The organism is Vibrio sp. E150_011 (assembly GCF_053544015.1).
The window spans coordinates 438,311-461,270 of sequence record NZ_JBHFOL010000003.1 but is presented as its reverse complement, the minus strand read 5'-3'; the positions used below and the strand labels follow the sequence as shown (position 1 = coordinate 461,270).

Genomic DNA, 22,960 nt, shown 5'->3' with positions numbered 1-22,960 from the left:
TCCAACAGCCAAGCCCACTGTTCTGAAATCGTTGCTTAATACGGCTTATTTCAGGCATTAAAAAAGCGCAGGATTCTGCGCTTTTTGTATTGAGTACATACCGTTTTAATTTTCGATATCGCTTTATGCGATACCACTGTCAGTGGTTATATCGCTATAAATTGCTATTCAGCTAAGGCCTGACGAGATAGTCCGCTTTACCGACCCATTTGTAACTGGTGAGCTCCTCTAAGCCCATTGGGCCGCGAGCGTGTAGTTTTTGAGTAGATACAGCAACCTCCGCTCCTAAACCGAACTGAGCGCCATCAGTGAAGCGTGTGGATGCATTGACGTAAACAGCCGCTGATCCCACCGAGTTAATAAACTTTTCAGAGCTTGCCAGACTGTTGGTCATGATGGCATCCGAGTGACTGGCGTTGTGAACACGCATATGGTCAATCGCTTCGTCAACATCGGCAACCACTTTGACACCCAAGGTGTAACTTAGCCATTCCGTGTCAAAGTCCCCTTGTACCGCTACCCGTAGGTCATCCGTCCCTTCTAGTATTGCGAATGCGTTAGGTTCAGCGACCAATGCCACCTTGCCCTGCACACGTTGCGACAAAGCGCCGAGAAACTCTGCTGCCACCTTTTCATGAACAAGTAAGGTGTCCAGCGAGTTACAAGCTGACGGGCGTTGTACTTTTGCATTTTCGACGACGTCCAATGAACGCGCGAGATCAGCTGACTCATCAACAAAAATATGACTGATCCCAAAGCCGCCAATGATCACAGGTATATTACTGTTTTCTTTACACATCTTGTGCAAACCAGCGCCGCCACGAGGGATGATCATATCAACATAGTCATCAAGCTTTAACAGCTGAGAGACGAGTTCTCGGTCTGGCTTTTCAATATATTGCACGGACGCGGCAGGTAAACCAGCTTTTGCCAATGCCGATTGAATCACCTTCACAAGCTCCATATTGGAATGGAAGGTTTCCTTACCACCACGAAGAATACTGGCGTTGCCTGTTTTCAGGCAAAGCGCAGCGATATCAATAGTGACATTAGGCCGCGCCTCGTAAATAACCCCGACGACACCAAGTGGTACTCGGCGACGAGACAAGCTCATGCCATTTTCTAGCACCTTGCTGTCCATTTCGCTGCCCACAGGATCATTCAGCGTAATAACATTGCGCACATCATCCGCAATGCCTTTTAATCGTTGTTCATTGAGTAATAAACGGTCAAGCAAAGCGTCCGTCAAGCCCGCTGCACGGCCTTGGTCAATATCAATAGCATTGGCAGCCAATATTGCGGTCGAGTTCGCCTCAAGCTCATCGGCGATAATATGCAATGCTTGATTTTTTTGCGCCGTTGAAGCGGTAGACAAAGCAAAACTTGCTTGCTTTGCATCACGACCCATTTGGATCATATCCATAATTTATCCCTTGAATTCTTTAGTCTTGAATGACAACCATATCGTCGCGATGGATAACTTCTGAACCATAGTCATAGCCCAATATCACTGATATTTCTTTACTGTGTTTGCCGGATATTTTCGCGAGATCACTCTCTGAATAGCCACAAATGCCTTTTGCTACCAACGCGCCATCTGAGGTTGTCACACGAACGACATCACCACGTTTAAAGCGCCCTGATACACTCAACACGCCTTTTGCCAATAGGCTGCTGCCTTTGCCAATCACTGCATTGACCGCGCCTTTATCGATAACAATATCACCCGTCGCGGCGGGGCCTGCCAAAATCCAGCGTTTACGGTTTTCTAATGCTTCTTCCAACGGTAGAAAGCGAGTACCTTGTGGCGCTTCAGACAACGCATCAAAGATCACATTATCTGCACTGCCCGCGGCAATAATGACTTCAATGCCAGCTCGGCGTGCAATATCGGCCGCTTGCAGTTTCGTTGCCATTCCGCCCGTCCCCAATGTCGAACCGCTACCTCCGGCAATCTTTCGGAGTGTTTCATCAATCGTCGTCACTTCTCGGATCAACTCGGCATTCGGGTCTTTACGTGGATCGGCGGTAAACAATCCTCTCTGGTCAGTCAGTAGCAACAGTTTATCTGCACCACACAAAATACCAACCAAGGCCGATAGGTTATCATTATCACCGACTTTAATTTCGTTCGTCGCAACGGCATCATTCTCATTAACGATCGGAATAATGTCATTGTCTACCAGTGCATTAATGGTATCGCGCGCATTAAGAAAACGCTCACGGTCATCAAGATCTGCACGAGTCAGCAGCATCTGACCAATTTTCAGACCATAAATCGCAAATAAAGATTCCCAAACTTGAATCAATTGACTTTGACCTACGGCGGCAAGTAGTTGCTTACTCGCCATAGAGTTGGGCAGTGCGGGGTAATCAAGATGTTCGCGTCCAGCGGCGATCGCGCCAGAAGAGACCATAACGACAGAGTGACCGAGTTTCTTCAACTCAGCACATTGCCTAACGAGCTCGACCATGTGCGCTTTATTTAGCGCCAGCGAGCCCCCCGTAAGAACACTTGTTCCCAACTTAACCACAACGGTTTGTTTATTAGTCGTTCGAGAATTGATTTCAGTTGCCATTTCTTTGAGCTTGATATGAAAATTTAATAAGGAGTGATGTTTTAGCAATCAAACATCAATAGCACAAGTAAAAACTGTACCGGTAGGGAAACTAACAAAAATTAGCCTTGGAAGTCATCCAAGGCTATTTATTCGCTACACAAATTCAACAGAATCGTCATGAATTTCGACAAAAAGCTCAAACTTTTCGTTCAGTGCTTTCGTTAGCTTTTCGTGGAAAACTTCTTGTGTGCGTGTGATTTCAGCTATGGATGCTTCCGGCGCTGATTCAAGCACCCATTCGCCCACTTGGTTATAACGACCAATTTGATACGTTGCTTCTAGTTTTGCATCATTCACAGACAGATCTAACCACCATCCCCAAAACTCACGATCTTCAGGTGACTGAGTATCATCTACACAGACTGATAAGCAGTCAAAATGGTACGCGCCCTCTTTACAAAGAGGCTCTCTTAAGTAAGGTCCAATTGCTTTTAATGCCGTAACCAAACGATAATGTGTTGGTTTTTTCACCGCTTCTGACATTGTGAAACTCCGTTTCGATATGAAAATACTTAATAATCCGTATAACCACATAACTCATGATTTATTTATATTTTTATCATAGGTTTGATTACACGGTTATTTCATATTTAACTAAATCCAAACAAATGTCACCTGAAAAGTTCATCTTCTAACCACTTTATCGCCATTTCGAGTGACTGCTCATAACCCTTTGCAATTCCTTTCGCAGGGATTTCCTTAGCTTTACCATAATCACTGAACATGGCGACTAATCGGTTGTCCGAAATGGGTGAAATCATGTCCCCCTCCAAACTAAGGGCCAGAATCGGCACTCTTGTCCGTCGAGACGTTAAAAAGCCTTGTACTTTCAGCGACCATGCCATCAACTGACCAGCTAAGCTATTAATGTCGACCACATCTTTACCAAGTCGTGAGGCCAACATATCTAAATACATCTTAGGCATCTGTCTGATTTTTTCTGGTTTTGTCAGTACGTCGTGTATTGGAGCACCTAACGAGACACAGCCCTTAATCTTGTATGGTTCTAGAAAGGACAAACGTACCATCGCGTTACCACCAAATCGAAAACCGAGTAAGCCGACTTTAAAATGATCAACCCAAGGTATCTTCGGTAATTCATCTAATACGGCTTGGTGCAAACACGAACTGTCTTCACTTAACGGCCAGCGAGAGCTATGTCCAATAGAAGGCATATCCACGGTTAACATCGCAATGCCTGCTGGCGCTAGATAATCTCGATATAAACGCCACATGTCAGTTTGCAATGAATCGAGACCCGCACTGACAATAACCACGGGTTGCGGTTTATCGGTGCTCGGTAAATGGAGATTCGCTACTATGCGCTTGTTCTTATAAGGGATTTCGATCTGCTTGATAATGTGGCTTGTGCGCTTGGCTGCCTCATTATAAGCCGTGTTGGCAAGAACTTGCGCTTGTAGTGCAAGGTTATCATTCTTGAGGTGTGGGTATCCGGCAATACTGAAGCACAAAGATGCCGTGAACAACTGTTCAGCCGACGCGTCTCCCTCAAGGTCGTTAGCTTGTTTCTGATGTTCCATTCCAAGCTTGGTCCATTCATAATTCCAGTTACCACTGTGATAACCCATTACGGTATCAAGCCATTCGTCAACGGTACGAGAATGATCCGAAGACGCGATACGCGCCAACACTCGCTCTTGCTCAATGGGGTCAACGCCCTGCCAAATCCACTGGAGGCGCTGTAGGTTTCGGTACCAAGAAGTCGGTATTTCCTCACGCTTTTCTTCTAACGTTTTCTCGCTGCTTGGCATATACCTCATTAGGCGGGAGGTTTCTTTTGCTTGTTTGTTTTTTTCAAACAAGGTTTCAGAGATATTTTTGCTGACTTCTTCTGACATACCATAACCCTACTTATATCATTTCCGCTCTATAGTAATCAAAAATGCGTTTTGGTTCAGTTTTTTTGAGTATGGCAACGAATAAACCATGCGCTATATCAACGCTACGTGCGCAAGTAATAAAAAAGCCCGCATAAAAATGCGGGCTTTTAAAGTACGAATTAACGTCAATTACTTTTGCTTGCGATTTACGGGCTCTACATAAGAAAGCACCATATCCCAAGGCTGTTCAATCCATGTATCTTGTGGAATATCGATAACATATTCGTCAACAAGATCAACACCAGCTGGCTTTGCACAAACCGTGATCAGTTTAGCTTTAGGGTACATTTCACGAATCTTACGGGCCGTATCGCCACTGTCGACTAAGTCATCAACAATCAAGAAACCTTCACCGTCATGCTCAGGTGCTTTAAGAACCGTCATATCACGCTGATGATCGTGATCGTAGCTAGAGATACATACTGTATCAACAAAACGAATACCCAATTCACGCGCTAGAATTGCTGCAGGAACTAGACCGCCACGGCTCACGCCAATGATGCCTTTCCACTGCTCTGCTGGCATTTGAAGTTCTGCCAGTTGACGACAATATGAGTGCATATTGTCCCATGTGATTACGAATTTGTTAGCCATAGTAAAAACCTAAATTAAATAAAACCGAATAAGCTAATTATGCTGCTTCAAGGACATACTTCAAGATGAAGATACCTGCCATCACCCAAACACTGATTGAAACGTCACGACCTTTGCCGCTGAACAGTTTGATTGCTGCATAAGAAATAAAGCCTAGAGAGATACCTTCTGCGATAGAGAAAGTAAAAGGCATCATCAAGCAAGTAACCACTACTGGTGCAGCTTCCGTCAGGTCACGCCAATCAATACTTACGAGGCCTGACATCATCAGTATCGCTACATAAAATAGCGCGCCAGCTGTCGCGTAAGCAGGGATCATACCAGCTAAAGGCGAGAAGAATAATGCAAGTACGAACAAAATGCCAACGACAACGGCAGTTAATCCTGTACGACCACCGACTGCAACGCCCGCCGTACTCTCTACGTACGAAGTTGTATTTGATGTTCCTAGCAATGCACCAATAGACGTCGCCGTTGAATCTGCTAGTAACGCCTTGTTCAAACGAGGAATCTTACCTTCTTTGTCAATCAGGTCTGCTTTTTGAGCAACGCCGACTAACGTGCCTGCTGTGTCAAACAAATCAACAAACAAGAAAGCAAAAACAACCGAAATCATACCGATCTCAAACATATGAGAAAAATCAAGCTGCAAGAAGGTAGGAGCGATACTTGGTGGCGCTGACATAATGCCGTGCCATTGCACATCCCCGAAAATAATTCCGAGTACAGTCACAGACAAGATAGCAATCATCACCGCGCCTTTGAGTCCACGGTGTACGAGTGCAATCGTCAGGAAAAAACCAATAGCGGCAAGAACGGCTGGTAACGATGTAATGGCACCCATTGATACTAACGTCGCAGGGTTATCAACAACAATGCCGGAATTTTTTAATGCAATAAGCGCTAAGAACAAGCCAATACCCGCAGAAATACCGGTACGTAATGACATTGGAATCGAATTAATGATCCATTCACGTATTTTAAATATGCTCAGCAGGATAAATAACACACCAGAACAGAATACTGCTGCTAGAGCAACCTGCCATGTGTGTCCCATTCCGAGAACAACCGCATAAGTAAAAAATGCATTCAGACCCATACCCGGTGCTTGCGCGATAGGGTAGTTGGCAACAAAACCCATAATGAAACAGCCAATAGCAGCCGCTAGACAGGTTGCAACAAATACCGCATCACGATCCATGCCAGCATCAGCTAAAATTGCTGGGTTTACAAAAATGATATAAGCCATTGTCAGGAAGGTAGTGATTCCAGCAATGACCTCAGTGCGCACATTCGTGCCATTTTCACTGAGTTTAAATAGCTTTTCGAGCATAATCGAATTCCTAAAGAGTAAAAAGTAAACGGTTGCGTAAACGATTGGCGCGAATTATAAGGGGTTCAATACGCAAATTCCACCTAGATTTTTGACTCTAATACACAAAAACAACCTTTTGTGTGAAACTAATCCCTTATCTATTATTAACGAATTGAAACACTTAGCGTTAAATTAACGATAGATTTAACGGGATAACCACTGCCCAGTTGCACAAAATTCGTACAACCCGGAACAAGATAAAAGTGACGACCGTTACAAATCGCTAAATTTTAGGCAAAAAAAACGCCACTCATTGAGTGGCGGTAGAAAAATTCTTGGTTATCAATTGGGGTAACCGACGGTAATTTCTAAATATAGGGGTATAAATCTGTTACTTATTTACCGAAGTAGACGGTATAGGCGAAGTCTTGGGTGTATACATTTTGATTTGTCCAAAACATCGCACTTGCTAAACCATTCATATTTTTCTCCTCAAACCATACAACTTGATCATTAATGTTGAATCTCGGTTCCGTGGAGGCGATCACTCGGGTTCATTCCTTGAACTGGGTTGTTGAATCAATCAACTGATAAGAATAATACCATGATGATTATAAATTACAATCATATAGTGATTAAAATCACAATTATTTGTATACTGGCTACATATCAATCCATTTTATGTAATTTAATTACATAAAAGCGATCTATAAAAATCAAATCTATCATTACATGCCAGTTTTATCATTCACACTCACGTAATTAATGGCCCCATCAAAGCGACTATCTATGACTACACCCGGTTTACAACTAATGGTATCCTTTGTGTCATCTTTAATTCGCTAGAAAACCAGAAGTTCACAACGCATTTTGTGTAGTTTTAGGAATAACCATCTAGCAAAGTCGGTATATAGGAGAGATCTGTGTCTGAATTCCACTCTGAGATCAGCAAGTTATCACCAAGCCCTGTTTGGCAGTTTTTTGATAAAATTTGCTCTATTCCTCACCCATCAAAGCATGAAGAAGCCCTTGCTCAAACCATTATTCAATGGGCGACAGAGCAAAACCTTGATGTAAAAAGAGACTCAACCGGTAACGTATTCATTAAAAAGCCGGCCACGCCAGGTATGGAACATAAAAAAGGTGTCGTACTTCAAGCTCACATCGACATGGTTCCACAAAAAAATGAAGACACCGACCATGACTTCACTCAAGATCCAATCCAACCGTATATTGACGGCGAATGGGTCACGGCTAAAGGCACCACACTCGGCGCGGATAATGGCATGGGTATGGCCGCTTGTTTGGCCGTGTTGGCGTCAAATGAGATCAAGCACGGCCCTCTCGAGGTTCTACTCACCATCGATGAAGAAGCTGGCATGACCGGCGCATTTGGTCTTGAGGCTGGCTGGTTGGAAGGTGAGATCCTCCTTAACACCGACTCAGAGCAAGAAGGCGAAGTCTACATGGGTTGTGCTGGCGGCATTGATGGTGCTATCCAGTTTGATATCGTTCGTGAATCGGCTCCGGTCGGATTCGTTGCTCGTCAACTTATCTTGAAAGGTTTAAAAGGCGGCCACTCTGGTTGTGATATTCACACTGGTCGTGGCAATGCGAACAAACTTCTTGCTCGTTTTCTAGCAGGACATGCTAAAGAATTAGACGCTCGCTTGATTGAGTTCCGTGGTGGCAGCTTGCGCAATGCTATTCCTCGTGAAGGTTTTGTATCGCTTGCCGTTCCAGAACAAAATCTGGCTAAACTCGATGAGTTGTTCAAGCACTACACGACGTTATTGCAACAAGAGCTTGGTGCCATCGAAACTGGACTCGTTACCTTCAATGAAGACACCGAGCTGACCGAGGTATTTGAAGCACAGTCACAAGCTCGCTTTATTGCTGCACTTAATGCCTGTCCAAACGGCGTGATTCGCATGAGTGACGACATTGAAGGCGTCGTTGAGACCTCACTTAACGTGGGCGTCATTACCACCGAGCAAAACACGGTAACCGTATTATGCCTAATTCGTTCACTCATTGATTCTGGTCGCTCTCAAGTTGAAGGTATGCTGACTTCAGTTGCAGAGCTGGCCGGTGCAAACATCGAATTCTCCGGTGCTTACCCGGGTTGGAAGCCTGACCCAGATTCAGACATCATGGCGATTTTCCGTGATATGTATGAAGGTATTTACGGCCATAAACCTAACATCATGGTCATTCACGCTGGCCTTGAGTGCGGTTTATTTAAAGAACCTTATCCTAATATGGACATGGTTTCTTTTGGGCCTACTATCAAATTCCCACATTCTCCAGACGAGAAAGTGAAGATTGATACCGTTGCTCTTTTCTGGGAACAGATGGTTGCGCTACTTGAAGCTATCCCAGCAAAAGCTTAACGACTCCGATAACGAGTAAAGCTGGCTAGCATTTGAGCCGACGTTTTTAAAACGTCGGCTTTTTTGTTTTAGGTCAACTTGGAATTTTGTTTTTTCACAAGACACTGTGTATATTGAGATAAGTTATCATTTAGAAGAGAATTAAACATGCAAGTATATGGCTGCTGTGAACTCATCAGAGAACTCTATGCTCAAATCGGTAGTGGCGATCAAGCCTACATCCCAAAAGCGGTGTCATGTGCAGTAAGAGCATTAAATGACGTGGCATCTGACGAATCACTGCCACTAGAGATTCGTGAAAAAGCGGCGTTTGCAGCGGCAAACCTGCTTATTTCAGATTTTGAGGACTAAGAGAGAAACCATGAACCTCAACAATTTTATAGCGATGGATCCCATCATGCTAATGAGCATCATCAATATGAAGTTACGAGATGACTTCAATGGTGACCTGGACGAGCTGTGTGCTTCGCTCGATATTGATAAACAGGCGCTAAGTGATAAGCTGTCTGGTGCGGGATTTGATTTTTTACCTGATGCTGGCCAATTTCGATAAAATAAAGCCGACGCAAACCGTCGGCTTTATTTTTCAGCATGTAAACATTACAGAGATACGTTAACCATACAAAGATAAGTTAACTGACTATATACACACTAAGACGCTAACCAAACGACGCCCAGATTACGATGGCAACCAGCGCGGGGCAGACAAACTTCACGTAGAAAGGCCACACCTTACCAAACCAACCAAGCTGAAAGTCAGGGCACCCCTGCTCTAGTTCTTTTACCTTACTTGCGCGACTCCATACCCAGCCACCAAAAACACAGAAAAGTAACGCCGCGATCGGTTGTAAGTACTGCGTCGCCACCATAGCCACAAGTCCGAATAAATCAGCAAAGTTAAACACAATAAAGATACTAAACGCTGCAATTGCGGCCCCCAATACCCAACTTGTTTTCTTTCGGCCCGTTTTAAAGCGCTCATCCACCAACGAGACTGGGCACTCAAGCATAGAAATTGAAGACGTTAATGCTGCAATCGTTAACAACAAGAAAAACACGACAGAAAAGACAAGGCCGAGTAAACCCAATGATTCGAACATCAGAGGTAATACGGTAAATACCAGCGTGTCAGAGCTGAGCAGCGAGCCATCTTGCGCATAGATCTGTACGCCTCTTTGCATGGCAACATACATAGCGGGCATGACGACGAGGCCTGCGATAAATGCCACGGCGGTATCGACCAAGGTTACATTCATTGCCATCTTTGGCAGGTTTTCTTTCTTCGATAAATATGAGCCATAGATAAGCATTGAACAGCCACCAATGGTCAAAGAGAAGAACCCCTGCCCCATTGCCGCCAAAATCAGTTTTCTATCCCATATTTTTTCAAAATCTGGGACCAAATAATGCTTAAGCCCTTCCATTGCTCCTTGCTGCATCATGATATAGACAAAGAGCAGCGCGAACAGAATGAACAATGATGGCATAAGGCGTGTGGACCATTTCTCGATACCTTGCTTAACACCACCTTGTACGATCAAGATGGTAAGAAGATAGAATGCGACGGTACCAAACACATTGCGGCCAACGCTAAAGCCTTGGAACCAATCCGCAGGTCCAGTCAATCCGGCGATTTCAAACAATGCCCCGAATAAGAAGCAAATAAGCCAGCCGCCAACAATCGAGTAGAACGCAAGAACCGCACAAGGCACCGCCAACCCAATCCAACCCACTCCGGCACCTAATTTTTTAGCGATGGGATTGGATGAAAGAGATCGCATACTATCGACAGGATTCGCTTGACCGTGTCGACCGATGGCCATTTCAACCACGAGCATTGGGAATGCCACCACTAAAATCATCACTAAATAGACAAGTAGAAAAGCCCCGCCACCGTTGCTGGCTACTTGAGTGGGAAACCCCCAAATATTACCTAGCCCTACTGCTGCACCTGCAGCTGCTAGAATAAAGCCTAATTTAGAACCAAAATGTTCACGAGGCGTTGCGTTTGAAGTCGTATTATTCACAGTTTAAAATCATTGCGTACTAGTTGGCTGGTACGATAATCGAATTAAACCACCAAATCAATAAAAGACAGTTTAATGAACTATTTTAATTTCGTTGTTATTTGTACATAAACCATTACATGCCATATCGGCAATATGAAATAAAGGAAGGCTTGGCGATAATAGGACTAACATCGCGTCTCATCAGATAAGAATAAGAACGATGCATGACATGGAGGAGATGAAGGCAGCATCGCCACCTTCATCCATTTTATAGATCGTGGTTTTATCTCGTTAGGCTAATTCAATGCTAGCCATTAAATAGTAAACACCTGGTAGTCTTTCAGCTCTGGGATTTTTTTCTGTAGCTCTTGCTCTTCACTTGCGACATCGTTTAGCGAATCACAATAGTCTTTGGCTTGTTCTTTGATTTCATCAGACTGGCTGGCCATTGTCTCCGCCAAGCGAGTTTTAAGTTCATCCATTTGCGTCGATAATTCCGTTAAGTTCAACCCGCCATCCTGCTGCATTTTCTCCTGCAGAGCGGTAAATGCACTGCTAAAAAACTCTTTGTTAAAGACTTCTTTGGCTTTATCCAAATCCTGTTGCCAATTGTCCATGAATGAACTAAACGCCTCAGATTTTAAGACAAAGCTGCCATCTTCTTCGTAGCGTGATTCCATATCTTGATAAAAGTCTAGTACCGCCGTTTTTACATTGTCGAAAGCTTGCGAATCATCAAAACTCTTTGATACATCATCAATAAGATCATTAGTCAGGCTCAAGCCATTCTCTGCTAGCTCTTTCGCTTTCGGAACATAGGTATTCATGTTTTCTCGATAGCTTTTTAATGCGTCTTGTTGAAGCTTATCGAGCTCAATCTTTTGGCCATCAATAAACAGATCATTATTATTATCGATAAGCACTTTAGCGCCTTCCGGCTTAACAATTTCGACTTGCTGCCCGTCAAGGTGCACCTCATTTTTTATATCGAGGTTGCATTGCTCATAAGCGAATGCAGTGGTTGATAATACTACCAACCCAAACCCGATTACACTTTGCTTCCATTGCATTTTCATCGTCATTTCCTCACTAAGCAATATTTACAATCACAAGATGGTTGATGTTGTCGCCAACCTGTATGCTGACCTCATCATCTAGGCGACGGCCCACTAATGAGCGACCAAGTGGTGATTCAGGCGTGACCACTCTCAGATTATCGGACCCGATTGAAACGCCTCCCCCGCAGGGTAATAAAATATATCGACATACCGATTCTTTATCATCTTCAAGGTCTACCATAGCCGATAAACCAATGGGGGTATCGTCAGAAAAAGAACGAACCACCAAATTTCTCAACGAGCTGATGTCTTTCTTTACCTCTTCAAGACGCATCGCTTGACCATGGGCAAGATATGCCGCCTCCAGTGCTAAGGTGTCATATTTATTATCAGGTATCGTTTCTTCGTTCGTGGCAGCATCCACGGTCTGCTCTATAGCCGATAACAACGTGACTACTTTTTCTTCCAACACAGTAATCACTTGTTGGATAGCAGCGTTTTTATTCATTTCAATCCTCAAACATGGTTAATTGACGTGCGTTTTCAAGTGGTTCCAACATCACATTCAATCCCAGTAACCTAATCTCTCTTCCTTGCTGACGTTCCAATATTTCTCTTAACAAATCCTTGAAATACGGTAAATCTAATTGATTATGCACATGTTCGATAGTGGTTTGTTTAAAGTCAGCAAATTTAACTTTTATGCCTTGCTTCAACACATTTCGTGCGGGTTGAGCCCTGCTCAACCTTCCTTCCAGTTCGGGAAACAGGGACTCTTCAATGACCTGCCAACACTGTTCATAGCTTGAAATATTCTGAGTAAATGTTCGTTCGACGCCAATAGACTTGCGCTCTCGTTCTACTACGACTTCCCGCTCATCAATACCGTGGCTTTTTTTCCAAAGGGACGCACCTAATCGTCCAAAACGAACAATAAGGTCTCTATAATCACTATTCCTAACATCCAAACACGTATATAAGCCTGCTCGGTTCAGTTTTTCAAGACTCACCTTCCCTACACCAGGGATTTTTCCCAGGTCCAATTCATCAATCGCATCTTGCACCTTCTCCGGCGGAATCACAAACTGACCATTTGGTTTATTCAGATCTGAGGCTATCTTCGCTAAGAACTTTAGTGGTGCAACGCCTGCTGAGGCCGTGAGCGAAAGTTCACGCTCGATATCTCGCCGGATACTTTCAGCAATAAGAGTGGCTGAGTTCTGGTGCATCAGGCAGTCCGTTACATCTAAATAAGCCTCATCTAAAGAAAGCGGTTCGATCAATGACGTATAACGGCTAAAAATCTGACGAATGTGCTGGGAAACTTGTTTGTAGACGTCCATTCTTCCCGGAACAAGAAGAAGATGAGGGCACAGCTTTACCGCTTGCGCCGAGGGCATAGCCGAACGGATGCCAAATTTTCTGGCTTCATAGTTACAGGTACTGATTACGCCCCTTTGTCGCTCATTACCGCCGACCGCTAACGGTTTTCCTCGGTAGTGAGGATTATCTCTCATCTCTACCGCAGCGAAGAAGCAGTCCATATCAACATGGATAAATTTTCGAATAGGATCTGACACTACCGCACCGAACTGTCTATATATACAGGTAAAGTATACGACATTTTATCGATAGCTAACATGTAAAAAAGCCAAAGCATAGGCTTTGGCTCTTCATCAGCATAAGGTCACGCGCTATGCGATGCGATCTTTTTCCCATGCCGCGAGTTTTTCTGCACGAATTTTTGCTTTTGCTTCACGCTTTTTACGTGCATCACAAGGTTCTGGGCAGTTACAGACCTTATCTATCCCCATCGCGCCTAGACCGCCACAGCTGCCCTTAACGACTTTCTTTTGAAAGATATATCCAACAGACATCGCACCGATAACCGCTAGAAAAACACCGAATGTAATTATAAATGTATTCATTTTGTCCACCTATTACTTATTAAGGTAAGGCTTAAACGCCTCTGACGCAAATTCTTCAAAGCCATCATCTGTTTTTACAATGATCAAGGCTGGGATGTGATTTTCATCCGCAATTTTTAGTGCTTGCTCTTCACCCAGCACCATCAATCCTGTTGCTAGACCATCTGCTGTCATCGATGATTTATCTAAAATGGTCACTGACACGACCTTATTATGTATCGGCTTCCCTGTTGATGGATCGATGATATGAGAATAACGTACACCGTCTTTCTCAAAATAATTTCTATAGTCACCAGAGGTTGCGATCGCCATATCACCTGGCTCAATAATCTCTTGAACATTACGCTCATCTACTGATGGTTTCTCAATCGCAATTCGCCATTTAACGCTCTCGCGATTAATACCTTTTAGGCGCATTTCACCACCAACTTCCACCATATAATCATCGATACCTACACTTTCTAGATACTCGGCAACCACATCCACCCCCCATCCTTTTGCGATGGTGGAGAGATCAACGTATAGGCCTCTTAGGTCTTTTCGAAGGGTTTCGTCTGTGGCCGTTAAATGCGATATCCCCGTCTGTGCTTTGCGCTCAGCGATTTCTTTGTCGGTTGGTATTACTTCCGGTCGAGCTTCAGGCCCGAAGCCCCATAAGTTCACTAAAGGGCCAACCGTCACATCCAACGCACCGAGTGTCAATGCATTAAGACGAATCGCTTCATTTACAACCGTTGCCGTTTGTTTCGAGACAGGAAAAGGTTCCGTTCCGTAATAACGGTTGAAACGACTCAATTCTGAATCTTGTCTATACGTCGACATCTGGTCGTTAACTTCTGCAAGCAATGCGTTAATACCAGACTGGATGTTTTCTGGTTTTGGCGTGTTCTCTTTAACGATATATTTTACATTATAGAGTGTGCCCATAGTAGGCCCACTGAGATGAATCTGTTCACGACTTCCGCCACAAGCCGACAAGACCAATAGAGCCGCTAGACTCAGGATAATCATTCTAAAGCGCTTAGCTAGATGATACATACTTTTATTCACCTACCGAATTTCCAAAAACATTCTGCTTATCAACCCTATATTAGAACGGATAACCATGAATATTCTTACTGTAATAAAAAATAAAATGGCTGGCTCACACATGAGCCAGCCATGATTAATACACTATCGAGGTTTAACCACCGAAGTCATCTAGTAAGATGTTTTCATCTTCTACACCAAGATCTTTCAGCATACCAATAACGGCCGCATTCATCATCGGTGGACCACACATGTAATATTCACAATCTTCAGGCGCTTCATGGTCCTTTAGATAGTTTTCATACAATACATTATGGATGAAGCCTGTGTAACCATCCCAGTTATCTTCTGGCATAGGATCAGACAGAGCACAGTGCCATACGAAGTTTTCATTATCTGCCGCTAGGCCGTCAAAATCATCTACGTAGAACATTTCACGCTTAGAACGAGCACCATACCAATAAGACATCTTACGCTTCGATTGAAGGCGTAAAAGTTGGTCAAAGATATGTGAACGCATTGGCGCCATACCTGCACCACCACCGATGAAGACCATTTCATTGTCAGTTTCTTTAGCGAAGAACTCACCAAACGGACCTGAAATAGTACATTTATCACCTGCTTTAAGAGACCAAATATAAGACGACATCACACCAGGTGCTACGTCTGGGTTATTTGGCGGCGGAGTCGCAATACGTACGTTAAGCTTGATGATGCCTTTCTCTTCTGGGTATGAAGCCATTGAGTAAGCACGAATCGAATGCTCTTTTACGATAGACTCATAACGGAATAGGTTAAACTTATCCCAGTCTTCACGATACTCTTCAGGAATATCGTAATCCGCATATTTAATGTGATGAGGTTCAGCTTCGATCTGAATATAGCCACCAGCACGGAAAGGAACTTCTTCACCTTCAGGGATTGCCAGCACCAATTCTTTGATAAAGGTTGCTTCGTTATCATTAGAGATAACGCTACATTCCCACTTTTTAACCCCAAAGATCTCTTCTGGAAGCTCGATATCCATGTCTGTTTTCACAGCCACTTGGCAAGCTAGACGCTCACCCTCACGAGCTTCACCTTTTGTGATGTGATCAAGTTCAGTCGGTAGAATATCACCACCGCCAGATTTAACTTTCACACGGCACTGACCACACGAGCCACCGCCACCACAAGCCGACGATACAAAGATACCTTTGCCCGCCATTGCACTCAGTAGTTTGTCGCCAGGAGAAGTCACGAAGCTCTTCTCTGGATCGCCATTCACTGAAATAGTAACGTCACCTGTAGGTACTAGCTTCGATTTAGCGAATAAAATCACTAAAACCAAAACAAGTAAAATAATGGTAAACATCGCTACACCAAGAATAATGCTTTGCATTTGTTATTCCTTATTTTTGGGTGCTTACCCTACAGTTGAACACCAGAGAAAGACATAAAGCCTAACGCCATTAAACCAACAGTGATAAAGGTAATACCAAGTCCACGTAAGCCTGGAGGCACGTCAGAGTACTTCATCTTTTCACGGATACCTGCTAGCGCAACAATCGCCAACATCCAACCCACACCAGAACCAAAGCCATAAACGACTGATTCTGCGAAGTTGTAATCACGCTGTACCATGAATGATACACCACCGAAGATCGCACAGTTTACGGTGATCAATGGCAGGAAAATCCCCAGAGCGTTATATAGCGGTGGGAAAAAGCGGTCAAGTACCATCTCGAGGATCTGTACTAACGCGGCAATAACACCGATAAACGTGATGAAGTTAAGGAAACTTAGATCGACACCAGAAACTAATGCATTTTCTTTCAGGATATTAGTATAAAGCAGATTGTTAACTGGAACCGCAATGGTCAATACCACAATAACTGCTACGCCAAGACCAAACGAAGTCTTAACTTTCTTAGATACCGCCAAGAAAGTACACATACCTAGGAAAAATGAAAGTGCTAAGTTTTCGATGAAAATCGATTTAACAAGCAAACTAATATAATGTTCCATTTCTACCTTACTCCTTCGCTTCGACTTGTTCAGGTTTAATGATTCGGATAACCCAAATCATGAAACCAATTAGGAAGAAAGCAGAAGGTGCTAGCAGCATCATGCCGTTAGGCTGATACCAACCACCATTGCTCACTAAAGGAAGAACTTCTAGGCCAAACAACTTACCGCTACCCAATAGCTCACGGAAGAACGCGACAGTAATCAGTACGAAACCATAGCCTAAACCATTACCAATACCGTCGATTAACGAAGGAAGTGGCGCTGACTTCATGGCATAAGCTTCTGCGCGACCCATTACAATACAGTTAGTAATGATTAGGCCTACAAATACAGATAGCTGCTTAGAGATATCGTAAAGATACGCTTTAAGCACTTGGTCAACAACGATTACCAATGATGCGATAATCGCCATTTGCACGATAATACGCACACTGTTTGGAATGTGGTTACGAATAACCGATACAAAGAAGTTCGATAGCGCCGTTACAAAGATTACCGCTAGCGTCATAACAAAAGCTGTTTCTAGCTTAGTTGTTACCGCAAGCGCAGAACAAACACCAAGCACCTGAAGGGCGATTGGGTTGTTATCAAGTACTGGAGAAAGAAGATTCTTTTTCATGTCTTTTGTATTTGACATTAGTTCAAGCCTCCATCACGAACCTTAGCTAGGAAAGGACCGAAGCCATCTTTACCCAACCAGAAATCGAAAGTATTTTGAACACCGTTACCCGTCAGAGTTGCACCTGATAGGCCATCAACGCCATGCTCAGAACCTTGCGGTGCGCCACCTTTCACGATTTTAATCGCTGGATTGTGGTCTTCGTCAAATAATTTCTTACCGACAAACTGATCACGCCAAGCAGGGTTTTCTACCTCACCACCCAATCCTGGAGTCTCACCTTGCTCATAGTAAGTGATGCCAGAAACAGTGTTACCGTCGGTTTCAACTGCAACAAACGCATACATCATTGACCATAGACCAGTACCATGAACAGGGATGATAACCTTTGTTGTTTCTGAGCCGTCTTTAACGAGATAAACCACGCCCGTGTTGGCACGACGGATGATCTTGGCTTTATCTTGCTCAGCAGTAAGTTTAATCGACTCTGCAGGATCTTTTGCTGCTTTACGTTGGTCGTAAGTTGCAGCGTCTCCTTCAACAAATTCGCCCGTTGCAAAATCCACAAGACGTGGTTCAATGTTGTTGGCAAAAAGCTCAGGTACCGTCCCTTCTCCGGTAATACCAGAGACTTCAACGATCTTGCTTTGCTTATCTAGAACTGCGTTTGCTTGTTGTTTATCACGTAAGCCTACAGCTGCTGTTGATACGATGATTGAACACACTAGGCTCAATCCGACAACAACACCGAGCGTCTTTTTGATGCTATCGTTATTATTTGCCATAGCGCGCTAGTCTCCGCTTAATGTTCTTCTCAATCACAACATGGTCAAACAGAGGAGCAAACAGGTTGGCGAACAAGATCGCTAACATCATGCCTTCTGGGTATGCTGGGTTAACAACACGAATCATGACACACATGGCGCCAATCAAAATACCGTATGCCCATTTACCATTGTTAGTAAACGAAGCCGATACTGGGTCGGTTGCCATAAAGAACATACCAAATGCGAAGCCACCTAGAACTAGGTGCCAATGCCAAGGCATAGCAAACATAGCATTGGTATCAGAGCCAACGACGTTAAACAGCGTCGCTATTGCAATCATACCGACCATTACACCAGCAATGATTCGCCAAGATGCGATACCCATATAAACGATCATCGCTGCGCCAATCATTAACGCAAGTGTAGAAACTTCGCCAATCGAACCTGGAATGTTACCGATGAAAGCATCCATCCAAGTGATAGTTTGGCCAGTGATGTTGTTTAATAGAGCGCCTTCACCGCCTTGTGCCCATTGACTTAGTGCCGTTGCACCAGAGAAGCCGTCAGCTGCAACCCATACTACGTCACCCGAGATTTGCGCAGGGTAAGCGAAGAACAAGAATGCACGACCAGCAAGTGCTGGGTTAAGGAAGTTTCGGCCAGTACCACCAAAGATCTCTTTTGCAACCACAACACCAAAGGTAATACCTAGTGCTGCTTGCCATAGAGGCAATGTTGGAGGAACAATCAGCGCAAACAATATAGACGTAACAAAAAAGCCTTCATTGACTTCATGCTTACGAACCATACAGAACAGGACTTCCCAGAAACCACCAACGATAAACACCGTCGCATAGATTGGTAGGAAATACGTTGCGCCTAGCAACATCTTACTGCCCCAACCCGCGTCGGCACCTAAGGTTCCGCCGATAGCCTGAGTCAGCCAGTAGTGCCAGTTACCATCGATGATGTTCGCAAGTTCTGCGCCCGCATACATATGGTTAAGCGCCATGATAGCTTGGTTGCCTGAGTTATACATGCCCCAGAATACTGCTGGGAACACGGCAAACCAAACCATAATCATGATACGTTTCAAGTCAACACTATCACGAACGTGCGAGCTACGTTGTGTCACTAAGCCTGGCGTGTAGAACAGCGTTGCCGCTGCTTCATACAGTGCAAACCACTTTTCGTGTTTGCCGCCTGGTTCAAAGTGATGCTCGATATCCTCAAGGAATTTCTTAAGCATGGGTTACCCTTCCTTCTCAATCTTGTCTAGGCACTCACGTAGGAGTTGACCATATTCGTACTTACCAGGACAAACAAAGGTACATAACGCCAAATCTTCTTCATCTAGCTCAAGAGCTCCAAGACGTTGTGCACTGTCTATGTCGCCAGCACATAAATCACGAAGAAGTAACGTCGGTTCCATATCCAATGGCAATACTTTTTCGTAATTACCGATTGGAACCATTGCACGATCACTACCATTCGTTGTCGTTGTCATATTAAACAACTGACCTTTAAATACGTGGCCGAGGAACGAACGAGTCACCGAGAATTTGTTTTTACCTGGGGTCGCCCAACCAAACAGCTCTTTATCACGGCCTTCGCGTAATACAGAAACTTGTTGATGGTAACGGCCTAGATATGCGTGCACGCCAATAGCGTGAGTACCTGAAAGCACAGAACCAGACACCACACGAACTTCGCCTGGCATCAATTCGCTATCCGTCACTTCTTCTAGACTAGCACCTAGTTGAGTACGAATTAGACGAGGCTTGTTGACGACAGGACCAGCAAGAGAGATAACACGATCTGTGAATAGCTCACCGGTTGTGAAAAGCTTGCCGAAAGCAATAACGTCTTGGTAGTTAATACTCCAAGCGACGGTCTCTGCGTTAACTGGGTACAAGAAGTGCATATGAGTACCGACTAAACCTGCAGGGTGCAGACCGTCGAAAACATGCTCTTCTACATTAGATTGAGTTGAACGAGGAAGACTGGTGCCTTTCTTACAGACATACACCTTGCCATCTGTCAATTTAGACAGAAGGTCAAGACCTGCAACAAACGCGTCTTTCTGTTCGTTAATGATCAATTCAGGCTCTGCCGCCAATGGATTGGTGTCCATAGCAGTGACGAAAATCGCCTGAGTAGTTGAATCAATCGCGGGTACCTTGCTGAACGGTCGAGTACGTAAAGCTGTCCACATACCTGAAGCAATAAGTTGGTTTTTAATCGTCTCGCGATCAAGTCCTACTAATTGGTCAGCCGTGTAACTATCAAACGTAACCTGATCATCACCGCTCACTTCAATCACTACAGATTGAAGTACACGCTTCTCACCACGGTTTACTTCGATAACTTTACCGCTTGCTGGTGAAGTAAACATAACGCCAGGATTTTTTTTGTCTTCAAAAACAACCTGACCTTTTTTTACTTCGTCGCCTACACGGGCATGCATTGTTGGGCGCATACCCACGTACTCTTCGCCAAGCAAGGCGACTTTAGTGATGGATTTACCATCATTAATCACCTGGGATGGAGTTCCTGCTAGAGGAAGGTCCAAGCCCTTTTTTATTGTAATCATACGCACTTGCACTACTTTTATCGGGAAAAAGATTCTTTTTATTGCGTAACATTTAGACACGACATTGAGGTGTCTCGCCTCGGCGTTTTAAACACCAAGACAGCAACATCACATTAACAATCTCATGGTGAAATCACTGCGAGATTTGTCTGGTGCGGTAGTTTAACATCTTTTGTAAACTGGATGCCATGATGAATCCCTGCAATAACCTTATTATTTCGAAAGTTTTGCTACTACTGAGCTAATCAATATTAATATCTTTGACGCATCGCACAGAGCATCATTATTCTATTTAAATTAATCAGTTAATTCATTCACAAAATGAAACATTCCGACTTAACTACATCGCACAAAAAAACATGTTGAAACACTGTTAAAAAATACCTCTTACGGGTTATTTTCTTCAGCGTCATTTTTAACTCTTATTGCCACAAACTATGTCACGTATCAAAAATGTTACCAATGATTAAGCTATCACACTAACGCACATCGTCGCGGTCAATGACCACCACCAGCGCAATCCGGACTTATCGGGGATTGTTGGTTTTTCTCAGCCCATTCTTGAGGTGTGTAGGTATGAATCGCCAAAGCGTGAATCACACCAGAAAGCTCATCGGCAAGGACTGTATTTATTTTACGATGACGAGCGATAAGACGATCTCCAGAAAACGCATTACTGACAACGACGACCTTAAAGTGGCTTTCTGAGCCAGGTGGTACATTATGCATATAACTTTCATTGAGAACGTCTAGAAAAGTGGGTTCAAACGCTAGATGGAGCTTTTGTTCGATGGTTTGTTGAATCATCTGACTTCCTGTGCTGGTTTTCTTATCGTTATATTGTCGGTAAAGTATATCCTTTACTTAATCAATAATCTTCTTTAAAAGAAGATTCTCTTTGGCTATTAGTCGTAGTTTTTGCCAAAATACAGCGATAATCACACAAGCTCATCACTATGAAAACTGAACTCTCTTTGCTTGACCAAACACTTGAACTCTATCGCTATCCAAAACTTGCTAATGATAAACTGCAGGCGTGGGATGCTGGTGATGAATATTTGATCACCCATATCGAATCACTTAACCTCTCAACGCCACAACGTATTCTAGTACTAAATGATAATTTTGGCGCATTGAGTTGTTGGTTTTCAAAGCAACATCGCGTTACTACCGTTAGCGATTCATTCATTTCTCATCAAGGTATTGTGAGCAATTTAAGCTTGAACAAGTGTCCGCCTATCGAGCTATTGTCATCTATTGACTCATGGCCAGATAAAGTAGATATCGTGTTGATGCAAATCCCACGTAACAACCGTTACCTGACGTGGCAATTGAGTCAAATACACGCCCTATACGGCGATAACTGCACCGTGATTGGCGTCAATAAAGCCAAAGATATCCATAGCTCGACGTTAAAGTTATTCGAAAAGAACTTGGGGACCACCACCACTTCACTCGCCTGGAAAAAACATCGCTTAGTGTTTTCCTCAGGCGATCAGTCTTGCATCACTCCAGTCGTTCCACTGACCACATGGCACGTTGATGAAGAAAACATAACGCTCTCCAACCTGCCAAATGTGTACTCTGGTGAATCTCTTGATCTCGGCGCGCGTTTCTTCCTTTCTTATCTTCCTAGCGATCAAAAATATCAACATGTGACGGACCTTGGGTGCGGTAACGGCGTCTTATCCGTGAAACTACGTCAGTTAAACCCCAATGCCATCGTGACTTCGGTCGATGAAAGCTACATGGCCGTAGAATCAGCTCGACACAACATTGAGGCTAACGGCTTATCAAACGACCAATCTGAATTTGTCGCCAATAACTGTCTCGATGGCTTCTCACCTCAAACGCAAGACCTTGTCGTATGCAATCCGCCATTTCACCAGCAGCAAGCCGTCACTGACCATATTGCTTGGCAGATGTTTAATGACGCAAAACATGCCCTGCGTACCGGAGGTGAATTGCTAGTGATCGGCAATCGCCACCTAGGCTACGACAAAAAACTAGAAAAACTATTTGGTAAGCATCACGTTAAACTTGTCGCTTCTAACGCCAAATTTGTTATTTTACAGGCGACTAAGTAAAGTTATCGTCATAGTTACCAAAGAAGTCATCTCCCT

23 protein-coding genes are annotated in these 22,960 nt (G+C 43.9%); 4 read left to right on the top strand and 19 right to left on the bottom strand.

Annotated features, from left to right (window positions below; genetic code table 11):
- Positions 1 to 172: 172 nt before the first annotated feature.
- From ACE1OE_RS08140 to ACE1OE_RS08115, 6 genes are all read right to left on the bottom strand, one after another.
- Positions 173 to 1,423, bottom strand: a complete 1,251-nt coding sequence (locus ACE1OE_RS08140) for a glutamate-5-semialdehyde dehydrogenase (RefSeq protein WP_449210664.1) — start codon at positions 1,421 to 1,423, stop codon at positions 173 to 175.
- A gap of 19 nt (positions 1,424 to 1,442) precedes the next feature.
- Complete coding sequence (gene proB / locus ACE1OE_RS08135; protein ID WP_102468727.1) at positions 1,443 to 2,579, bottom strand: glutamate 5-kinase; 1,137 nt, start codon at positions 2,577 to 2,579, stop codon at positions 1,443 to 1,445.
- Positions 2,580 to 2,714: 135 nt separating this feature from the next.
- Entirely contained in the window at positions 2,715 to 3,104 is a 390-nt protein-coding gene (crl, locus tag ACE1OE_RS08130; RefSeq protein WP_102468728.1) for a sigma factor-binding protein Crl, read from the bottom strand.
- Positions 3,105 to 3,232: 128 nt separating this feature from the next.
- Positions 3,233 to 4,480, bottom strand: a complete 1,248-nt coding sequence (gene frsA / locus ACE1OE_RS08125) for an esterase FrsA (protein ID WP_102468729.1) — start codon at positions 4,478 to 4,480, stop codon at positions 3,233 to 3,235.
- Between the two features lie 171 nt (positions 4,481 to 4,651).
- Positions 4,652 to 5,116, bottom strand: a complete 465-nt coding sequence (gpt, locus tag ACE1OE_RS08120) for a xanthine phosphoribosyltransferase (protein WP_102468730.1) — start codon at positions 5,114 to 5,116, stop codon at positions 4,652 to 4,654.
- A gap of 37 nt (positions 5,117 to 5,153) precedes the next feature.
- Entirely contained in the window at positions 5,154 to 6,449 is a 1,296-nt protein-coding gene (locus ACE1OE_RS08115) for an NCS2 family permease (protein ID WP_372059435.1), read from the bottom strand.
- 905 nt (positions 6,450 to 7,354) lie between these two features.
- Here ACE1OE_RS08115 and ACE1OE_RS08110 point away from each other — a divergent pair.
- From ACE1OE_RS08110 to ACE1OE_RS08100, 3 genes are all read left to right on the top strand, one after another.
- Positions 7,355 to 8,824, top strand: coding sequence for an aminoacyl-histidine dipeptidase (locus ACE1OE_RS08110; RefSeq protein ID WP_449210663.1), 1,470 nt, complete (start codon positions 7,355 to 7,357; stop codon positions 8,822 to 8,824).
- Between the two features lie 147 nt (positions 8,825 to 8,971).
- Positions 8,972 to 9,175: a YaeP family protein gene (locus ACE1OE_RS08105; protein WP_102468733.1), complete on the top strand. Its 204-nt coding sequence runs from the start codon at positions 8,972 to 8,974 to the stop codon at positions 9,173 to 9,175.
- A 10-nt stretch (positions 9,176 to 9,185) separates the two neighbouring features.
- Positions 9,186 to 9,377 carry a DUF4250 domain-containing protein gene (locus ACE1OE_RS08100; protein ID WP_102468734.1) on the top strand — a complete coding sequence of 64 codons (192 nt, stop codon included), beginning with the start codon at positions 9,186 to 9,188 and terminating at the stop codon, positions 9,375 to 9,377.
- A 106-nt stretch (positions 9,378 to 9,483) separates the two neighbouring features.
- Here the strand turns inward: ACE1OE_RS08100 and ACE1OE_RS08095 are convergent, their stop codons facing one another.
- From ACE1OE_RS08095 to bolA, 13 genes are all read right to left on the bottom strand, one after another.
- Complete coding sequence (locus tag ACE1OE_RS08095; RefSeq protein WP_449210662.1) at positions 9,484 to 10,851, bottom strand: sodium-dependent transporter; 1,368 nt, start codon at positions 10,849 to 10,851, stop codon at positions 9,484 to 9,486.
- 296 nt (positions 10,852 to 11,147) lie between these two features.
- Positions 11,148 to 11,903, bottom strand: a complete 756-nt coding sequence (locus ACE1OE_RS08090) for a DUF2884 family protein (protein WP_449210695.1) — start codon at positions 11,901 to 11,903, stop codon at positions 11,148 to 11,150.
- Positions 11,904 to 11,922: 19 nt separating this feature from the next.
- On the bottom strand, positions 11,923 to 12,399 hold the full coding sequence (locus tag ACE1OE_RS08085; RefSeq protein WP_449210661.1) for a GreA/GreB family elongation factor: 477 nt from the start codon (positions 12,397 to 12,399) through the stop codon (positions 11,923 to 11,925).
- 1 nt (position 12,400) lies between these two features.
- Positions 12,401 to 13,471: a DNA polymerase IV gene (gene dinB, locus ACE1OE_RS08080; protein ID WP_102468738.1), complete on the bottom strand. Its 1,071-nt coding sequence runs from the start codon at positions 13,469 to 13,471 to the stop codon at positions 12,401 to 12,403.
- A 114-nt stretch (positions 13,472 to 13,585) separates the two neighbouring features.
- Positions 13,586 to 13,819 carry a (Na+)-NQR maturation NqrM gene (gene nqrM, locus ACE1OE_RS08075; RefSeq protein ID WP_102468739.1) on the bottom strand — a complete coding sequence of 78 codons (234 nt, stop codon included), beginning with the start codon at positions 13,817 to 13,819 and terminating at the stop codon, positions 13,586 to 13,588.
- 12 nt (positions 13,820 to 13,831) lie between these two features.
- Positions 13,832 to 14,857 carry an FAD:protein FMN transferase gene (locus ACE1OE_RS08070; protein WP_449210660.1) on the bottom strand — a complete coding sequence of 342 codons (1,026 nt, stop codon included), beginning with the start codon at positions 14,855 to 14,857 and terminating at the stop codon, positions 13,832 to 13,834.
- A gap of 145 nt (positions 14,858 to 15,002) precedes the next feature.
- Positions 15,003 to 16,229 (bottom strand): NADH:ubiquinone reductase (Na(+)-transporting) subunit F, encoded by a 1,227-nt coding sequence (nqrF, locus tag ACE1OE_RS08065; RefSeq protein WP_449210659.1) that lies wholly within the window; start codon positions 16,227 to 16,229, stop codon positions 15,003 to 15,005.
- Between the two features lie 29 nt (positions 16,230 to 16,258).
- On the bottom strand, positions 16,259 to 16,855 hold the full coding sequence (gene nqrE / locus ACE1OE_RS08060; RefSeq protein ID WP_102468742.1) for an NADH:ubiquinone reductase (Na(+)-transporting) subunit E: 597 nt from the start codon (positions 16,853 to 16,855) through the stop codon (positions 16,259 to 16,261).
- Between the two features lie 7 nt (positions 16,856 to 16,862).
- Positions 16,863 to 17,495, bottom strand: coding sequence for an NADH:ubiquinone reductase (Na(+)-transporting) subunit D (locus tag ACE1OE_RS08055; RefSeq protein WP_102468743.1), 633 nt, complete (start codon positions 17,493 to 17,495; stop codon positions 16,863 to 16,865).
- Positions 17,495 to 18,262: a Na(+)-translocating NADH-quinone reductase subunit C gene (locus tag ACE1OE_RS08050; protein WP_102468744.1), complete on the bottom strand. Its 768-nt coding sequence runs from the start codon at positions 18,260 to 18,262 to the stop codon at positions 17,495 to 17,497. Before ACE1OE_RS08050 ends, ACE1OE_RS08055 begins: the two co-directional genes overlap by 1 nt.
- Entirely contained in the window at positions 18,252 to 19,493 is a 1,242-nt protein-coding gene (locus tag ACE1OE_RS08045) for an NADH:ubiquinone reductase (Na(+)-transporting) subunit B (RefSeq protein WP_102468745.1), read from the bottom strand. The genes ACE1OE_RS08050 and ACE1OE_RS08045 overlap by 11 nt, the downstream gene beginning before the upstream one ends.
- Positions 19,494 to 19,496: 3 nt before the next feature.
- The gene (locus ACE1OE_RS08040; protein WP_102468746.1) at positions 19,497 to 20,837 is read right to left on the bottom strand and encodes a Na(+)-translocating NADH-quinone reductase subunit A; all 1,341 of its coding nucleotides are present in this window, start codon (positions 20,835 to 20,837) and stop codon (positions 19,497 to 19,499) included.
- Positions 20,838 to 21,335: 498 nt separating this feature from the next.
- The gene (gene bolA / locus ACE1OE_RS08035; RefSeq protein ID WP_102468747.1) at positions 21,336 to 21,644 is read right to left on the bottom strand and encodes a transcriptional regulator BolA; all 309 of its coding nucleotides are present in this window, start codon (positions 21,642 to 21,644) and stop codon (positions 21,336 to 21,338) included.
- A gap of 149 nt (positions 21,645 to 21,793) precedes the next feature.
- On the opposite strand from bolA, the gene ACE1OE_RS08030 reads away from it, so the two are divergent.
- Positions 21,794 to 22,924 carry a methyltransferase gene (locus ACE1OE_RS08030; RefSeq protein ID WP_372059440.1) on the top strand — a complete coding sequence of 377 codons (1,131 nt, stop codon included), beginning with the start codon at positions 21,794 to 21,796 and terminating at the stop codon, positions 22,922 to 22,924.
- Positions 22,925 to 22,960: the final 36 nt, after the last annotated feature.

Bases quoted from the DNA above. Each gene is read 5' to 3' on its own strand.
- ACE1OE_RS08140 (WP_449210664.1), bottom strand. From the start codon at position 1,423: ATGGATATGATCCAAATGGGTCGTGATGCAAAGCAAGCAAGTTTTGCT.
- proB (WP_102468727.1), bottom strand. From the start codon at position 2,579: ATGGCAACTGAAATCAATTCTCGAACGACTAATAAACAAACCGTTGTG.
- crl (WP_102468728.1), bottom strand. From the start codon at position 3,104: ATGTCAGAAGCGGTGAAAAAACCAACACATTATCGTTTGGTTACGGCA.
- frsA (WP_102468729.1), bottom strand. From the start codon at position 4,480: ATGTCAGAAGAAGTCAGCAAAAATATCTCTGAAACCTTGTTTGAAAAA.
- gpt (WP_102468730.1), bottom strand. From the start codon at position 5,116: ATGGCTAACAAATTCGTAATCACATGGGACAATATGCACTCATATTGT.
- ACE1OE_RS08115 (WP_372059435.1), bottom strand. From the start codon at position 6,449: ATGCTCGAAAAGCTATTTAAACTCAGTGAAAATGGCACGAATGTGCGC.
- ACE1OE_RS08105 (WP_102468733.1), top strand. From the start codon at position 8,972: ATGCAAGTATATGGCTGCTGTGAACTCATCAGAGAACTCTATGCTCAA.
- ACE1OE_RS08100 (WP_102468734.1), top strand. From the start codon at position 9,186: ATGAACCTCAACAATTTTATAGCGATGGATCCCATCATGCTAATGAGC.
- ACE1OE_RS08090 (WP_449210695.1), bottom strand. From the start codon at position 11,903: ATGCAATGGAAGCAAAGTGTAATCGGGTTTGGGTTGGTAGTATTATCA.
- ACE1OE_RS08085 (WP_449210661.1), bottom strand. From the start codon at position 12,399: ATGAATAAAAACGCTGCTATCCAACAAGTGATTACTGTGTTGGAAGAA.
- nqrM (WP_102468739.1), bottom strand. From the start codon at position 13,819: ATGAATACATTTATAATTACATTCGGTGTTTTTCTAGCGGTTATCGGT.
- ACE1OE_RS08070 (WP_449210660.1), bottom strand. From the start codon at position 14,857: ATGTATCATCTAGCTAAGCGCTTTAGAATGATTATCCTGAGTCTAGCG.
- nqrF (WP_449210659.1), bottom strand. From the start codon at position 16,229: ATGCAAAGCATTATTCTTGGTGTAGCGATGTTTACCATTATTTTACTT.
- nqrE (WP_102468742.1), bottom strand. From the start codon at position 16,855: ATGGAACATTATATTAGTTTGCTTGTTAAATCGATTTTCATCGAAAAC.
- ACE1OE_RS08055 (WP_102468743.1), bottom strand. From the start codon at position 17,495: ATGTCAAATACAAAAGACATGAAAAAGAATCTTCTTTCTCCAGTACTT.
- ACE1OE_RS08050 (WP_102468744.1), bottom strand. From the start codon at position 18,262: ATGGCAAATAATAACGATAGCATCAAAAAGACGCTCGGTGTTGTTGTC.
- ACE1OE_RS08045 (WP_102468745.1), bottom strand. From the start codon at position 19,493: ATGCTTAAGAAATTCCTTGAGGATATCGAGCATCACTTTGAACCAGGC.
- ACE1OE_RS08040 (WP_102468746.1), bottom strand. From the start codon at position 20,837: ATGATTACAATAAAAAAGGGCTTGGACCTTCCTCTAGCAGGAACTCCA.
- bolA (WP_102468747.1), bottom strand. From the start codon at position 21,644: ATGATTCAACAAACCATCGAACAAAAGCTCCATCTAGCGTTTGAACCC.
- ACE1OE_RS08030 (WP_372059440.1), top strand. From the start codon at position 21,794: ATGAAAACTGAACTCTCTTTGCTTGACCAAACACTTGAACTCTATCGC.